Origin of the sequence: Phenylobacterium sp. (assembly GCF_024508875.1) — a bacterium.
Taxonomy (GTDB): Bacteria; Pseudomonadota; Alphaproteobacteria; order Caulobacterales; family Caulobacteraceae; genus Phenylobacterium.
The window spans coordinates 1-4,563 of sequence record NZ_JANINU010000191.1 but is presented as its reverse complement, the minus strand read 5'-3'; the positions used below and the strand labels follow the sequence as shown (position 1 = coordinate 4,563).

Here is a 4,563-nt window from a genome sequence, read left to right as displayed (position 1 = left end):
GACGGATGTCGCTGACCGAGCTGGCCGACCGCGTGGGCGTGACCATCGCCAACCTTTCGATCCTGAAGACGGGCAAGGCGCGCGCCGTCCGCTTCTCCACCCTGGCCGCGCTCTGCCGTGAGCTGGAGTGCCAGCCCGGCGACCTGCTGGTCTACGAGCCCGGCCCGGACGACGGCTTCATCGAGGATGAAGAGGACGGATAGCGACCCGGGCGGCCGCGATAAAATGACCGCGACTTCGCGGTTGCGTGACACCGGCGAGATGAGTAGAACGCGCGCTCGCTCAGCGGGCCCTCTTCGGGGGCGGCCCGCGCCGGCTCCGGAGAGGTGGCAGAGTGGTTGAATGTACCGCACTCGAAATGCGGCGTACGTGAAAGCGTATCGTGGGTTCGAATCCCACCCTCTCCGCCATTCTTCCCGCATGACATGGGTGAGCGGTTCCAGGCCGGCAGGATCGTAGCGGCCGTCGCCGCGTGAGCGTCGGGCGAAGTCCGGGGGTCTCCCGAAGAGAAGCGTCGCAGCCGCATCGCACAATGGACTCCGGCCCGTCACCGGGCTGTCGCCGGCCACCGCTATGCCAAAGGCGGGTGCTGTCACGACTGTTCAGGAGCTTCCAGGATGCGTTCCCTCATGCTCGGCCTCGCCGCTTCGCTGGCGCTGGCCGCCACGGCCGACGCCGCGACCTATTTCGGCCATCGCACGGTCGGCACGGCCGTCGTCGACCTCACGATCATCACCGACGACACCCTCGGCGTGCTGACCGAGGACAACATCCTCGACTGGTCGGTGAAGGTCGCGAACAACGGCCAGACCGCCGTGTTCGGCGCCAACGACGACGGCGCGCGGCTCGACATCGGCGGCTCGGCCTTCACGGCGGACCTGGGCGGCCTCTACTTCGATTTCGGCGCCGCGGGGAACAACTACGCCGCCTTCGTCAGCGCGTTCCGCCAAAGCTACTGCGTGCAGTCGAACGGGTGCTTCGATTACAACGGCCCGGAGGAGATCGCGGTCGCGGGCCAGTTCGTGACGAATTTCCAGATCATTCCGCAGAGCGGTCGGCAGCAAATCGCCGCCGTGCCGGAACCGGGCGCCTGGGCGTTGATGCTTCTCGGCTTCGGAGCCGCCGGAGCAATGCTGCGGGACCGTCGCCGCGCGCTTGCGGGCTGAATTCGGCTCAGTTCCGGCCGCTCCGGCGGCCGGAGCTACTCAAAATGTGGGAAATCCCGCGTAGGGGGAGAAAGCGACCCCGAATTCACCCGCTGGATGGTACAACTGTTCACGACTTCTCGATATCTAGATCCCACGTAACGCCACTATCCGGTTGGGATCTGCCATGTATCGCAAGTTCATCGCCGCCATGACGGCGGGCGCGGTCGCCCTGGGCGCCGGCGCTGCCTCGGCCGCCACCTACGTCTCCAAGCTCGAGTACAGCCAGGCCGGCTACACCTCGACGCCGTTCGGTACGGTGACGATCGAGGAACTCGACGCCAACAACGTCAAGATCACCGTCGCCCTGCCGGGGATCGACAAGATCGTCGACACCGGAAACGGCCACGTTGCCTTCGCCTTCAACCTGTCGGACAACCCGAACAGCACGGTGACGGTGCTGTCGCCGACGCCCAGCAGCTTCACCTACGCGGGCGAGAAGTCGGCCGGCTACAAGATGTCGCCCTTCGGCCAGACCTGGACCAACGCCATCGTCTGCTGCGGCCAGGGCGCGTCGAACGGCGAGCCCCCGCCCCTCGTCTTCAAGGTCTCCAACGCCAGCGGCATCAGCTTCCTGGGCTCGGGCAACAAGTTCACGTCGAACACCGACGGGACGATCGCCGGCTACACGGGCGGCTGGTGGTTCGCGGTCGACACCTTCGACGCCGACCGTCCGGCCGGCGGCAACACCTTCGCGGTGGCCGCGCGCGACGTGACCTGCACGAGCTGCTCGGCCGTCCCCGAGCCGGCCACCTGGACGATGATGATCCTCGGCTTCGGCGGCGCCGGCGCCGTCATCCGCCGCCGGCGCTTCGCCGCGGCCTGACTTGCGACGGTCTCGGCCGTTTCGGCGGCCGAGACCGATTTCGCCCGGGGCGCGCAGGCGCCCGCCGGGCCCGTCGGGGCCGCCGCAAGCGCCCCCGTCGATCCGCACAAGAATCTTCCGTGAAGCGAAACAAGCGGTGCAGTTTCGCGCGCTGGGGCGTGTAAACCGGCGTGAAACTTGGATATTTCATGCATCGCCTCTTGGGGAGAGGGCGATGCATTTCATGTTGAGCGCGATGGGCCAGGAGCTTGCCTGGTCAGGCGAGGCCGGGGTGGTCGGCCATCTGGACGACGCCCTGCGCGAGGCCGAGGCGATCCTCGAGCGCGATCCGGCGTGCGAGGGCGTCGAGATCTTCGCCGGCGGCCGCTTCATCCACCACGTCGAGCGCCGCCTGATCTGAGAGCGTGAAGCGACGCCATTGAACTTCGCCGCCGGCCCGCCATCTCGGGACCTACTGCGCCGGAGCCCGCGATGACCGACCTGTCCCGCTTTCCCATCACCCGCCGCTGGCCGGCGAAGCATCCCGACCGCCTGCAGCTCTATTCGTTGCCCACGCCCAACGGGGTGAAGGTGTCGATCATGCTGGAGGAGATCGGGCTGCCGTACGAGCCGCACCTGGTCGATTTCGGGACCGACGACCAGAAGACGCCCGAGTTCCTGTCCCTGAACCCCAACGGCAAGATCCCCGCGATCCTCGATCCCGACGGCCCCGGCGGCGAGCCGCTGGCCCTGTTCGAGTCCGGCGCGATCCTGCAGTACCTGGCCGAGAAGACCGGCAAGCTGCTCCCCGCCGATCCGGCCGCCCGCTACGAGACCCTCGAATGGGTGCACTGGCAGATCGGCGGCGTCGGCCCGATGTTCGGCCAGCTCGGCTTCTTCAACAAGTTCGCGGGCCGCGAGTACGAGGACAAGCGACCCCTCCAGCGCTACGTCGCCGAGAGCCGCCGGCTGCTCGAGGTCCTCGACGGCCGGCTCGAAGGCCGCGCCTGGGTCATGGGCGACGACTACACGATCGCCGACGTGGCGCTGCTGGGCTGGGTGCGCAACCTGATCGGCTTCTACGAGGCGGGAGAGCTGGTCCGGTTCGACACCCTGAACGCCGTGCCCGCCTGGCTGGAACGCGGTCTCGCCCGCCCCGCCGTCCAGCGCGGTCTGACGATCCCGGCGCGGGGGTAGCGCTTCAGTTCCTCCCCTGCGAAGCGGGGGAGGGGGCCACGAAGTGGTGGAGGGGGCGCTGACGCCGCAGGGCGGCTGGGACGCGAGCGCATGGTCCCAACGCCCCCTCCGTCGGCTTCGCCGCCACCTCCCCCGTTCGCTGCCGCTCTATGGGGGAGGAGCTGGAGCTACGTCACGGGCAGAGGATCCCTGCGCCGCCGCTTCGGCTTGCGGCGGAACCAGAAGGTCCAGACCGTGAGGCTGCCCAGCAGGGTCAGCGTCACGCCCGAGAGCGTCATCGCCAGCCGGTATGGCAGGCCGCCTATCTTGCCGGCGTGCAGCGGGTAGAGTGCGTTGTAGGCCTGCACCTGGGCCGGCAGCGTCAGCGCGTCCTTCGCCTGTACCAACTCGCCGGTGTCGGCGGCGAAGTAGAGCGTCGTGCGCCCGTTCGGCAGCCATTCGGCCGGCTGGCGCAGCCGCAGGCTGACGAGGCCGCTCTTGCCCCGGGGCGACGACAGGATGCGCACCTCGGCGGTCGGATAGAGCCTGCGCGCCGTCTCGATCATCGCGCCATAGTCCAGGTCATCCGCCAGCTTCGCCGTGCTGGGCGGCGGTGGCTTCAGGGCCTGGGTCACCGCGGCCGACGTCCCCGGGCCGAGCACCACGTCCGCCACCGGCCGGAACACCATGACAGCGCCGGTGACCATCGACAGCGCCAGCAGCGGCGCCATGACGATTCCCAGGTCGCGGTGGTGGCGCAGGATCTGGAACCGCTCGAACTTCCGAGGCCACAGCCGGAACTCGTAGGCCCGCCGCATCCGCCACCAGAGGATCGCGCCCGTGACCACGAAGCCGACGCCGATCAGGCCCGCGACGCCGGCCACCGTGTCCCCCGTCTCCCCGCTGAACAGGTGATGGTGCAGGTCGAACAGCCAGACCTCGGGCCGTTCCCACTTGCTGGACCACTTCGTGACCAGCTCGCCCGCCTGGCTCGTATAGGCGCCCGTCCCGCGCTCGGCGTAGCTGAGCTGGTTGAGGCCGAAGTCCTTCGTCGCGAAGACGATGCTGCGTGGGTGGTCCGGCTGGGCCATGATGCGATTCGCGACCGCGGCGAGGGTGGCCGTGTCCTGGACCTGGGCCTCGTGCGCGTGCGGCAGCATCACCCAGGCGCCCTTGTGCAGCAGGATGGCGCCCGACAACCCCAGCACCGCCAGCAGCAGACCGACCAGCCCGCCCAGCCAGCGGTGCAGAAGGTCAATGACCTGCATCAGAACCGGTAGTCCCACGACAGGGTGAAGGTGCGGCCGCGGCCCGAGAAGAACCGGGCGTTGTTGGTCGGCTGCTGCGTGTCGGTGTTGTAGTCGATGTAGTACTCGT

Annotated in this window: 6 protein-coding genes and 1 tRNA gene; 6 read left to right on the top strand and 1 reads right to left on the bottom strand. The window is 68.6% G+C overall.

Annotated elements, in window-relative coordinates; all coding sequences use genetic code 11:
* The 6 genes from Q0L11_RS14585 to Q0L11_RS14560 all read left to right on the top strand — a co-directional run.
* Positions 1-203 (top strand): helix-turn-helix transcriptional regulator (locus tag Q0L11_RS14585; protein WP_296598170.1); only part of this gene is annotated, 203 nt, incomplete at its 5' end.
* Positions 204-320: 117 nt separating this feature from the next.
* Positions 321-410 (top strand) — tRNA-Ser (locus Q0L11_RS14580).
* A 207-nt stretch (positions 411-617) separates the two neighbouring features.
* Positions 618-1,166: a PEPxxWA-CTERM sorting domain-containing protein gene (locus Q0L11_RS14575; protein ID WP_296598169.1), complete on the top strand. Its 549-nt coding sequence runs from the start codon at positions 618-620 to the stop codon at positions 1,164-1,166.
* 166 nt (positions 1,167-1,332) lie between these two features.
* Positions 1,333-2,031: a PEPxxWA-CTERM sorting domain-containing protein gene (locus Q0L11_RS14570; protein WP_296598167.1), complete on the top strand. Its 699-nt coding sequence runs from the start codon at positions 1,333-1,335 to the stop codon at positions 2,029-2,031.
* Between the two features lie 214 nt (positions 2,032-2,245).
* Positions 2,246-2,431, top strand: coding sequence for a hypothetical protein (locus Q0L11_RS14565; protein ID WP_296598165.1), 186 nt, complete (start codon positions 2,246-2,248; stop codon positions 2,429-2,431).
* A gap of 71 nt (positions 2,432-2,502) precedes the next feature.
* The gene (locus Q0L11_RS14560; RefSeq protein WP_296598164.1) at positions 2,503-3,207 is read left to right on the top strand and encodes a glutathione S-transferase N-terminal domain-containing protein; all 705 of its coding nucleotides are present in this window, start codon (positions 2,503-2,505) and stop codon (positions 3,205-3,207) included.
* Positions 3,208-3,374: 167 nt separating this feature from the next.
* Here the strand turns inward: Q0L11_RS14560 and Q0L11_RS14555 are convergent, their stop codons facing one another.
* Positions 3,375-4,454 (bottom strand): PepSY domain-containing protein, encoded by a 1,080-nt coding sequence (locus Q0L11_RS14555; protein ID WP_296598163.1) that lies wholly within the window; start codon positions 4,452-4,454, stop codon positions 3,375-3,377.
* Positions 4,455-4,563: the final 109 nt, after the last annotated feature.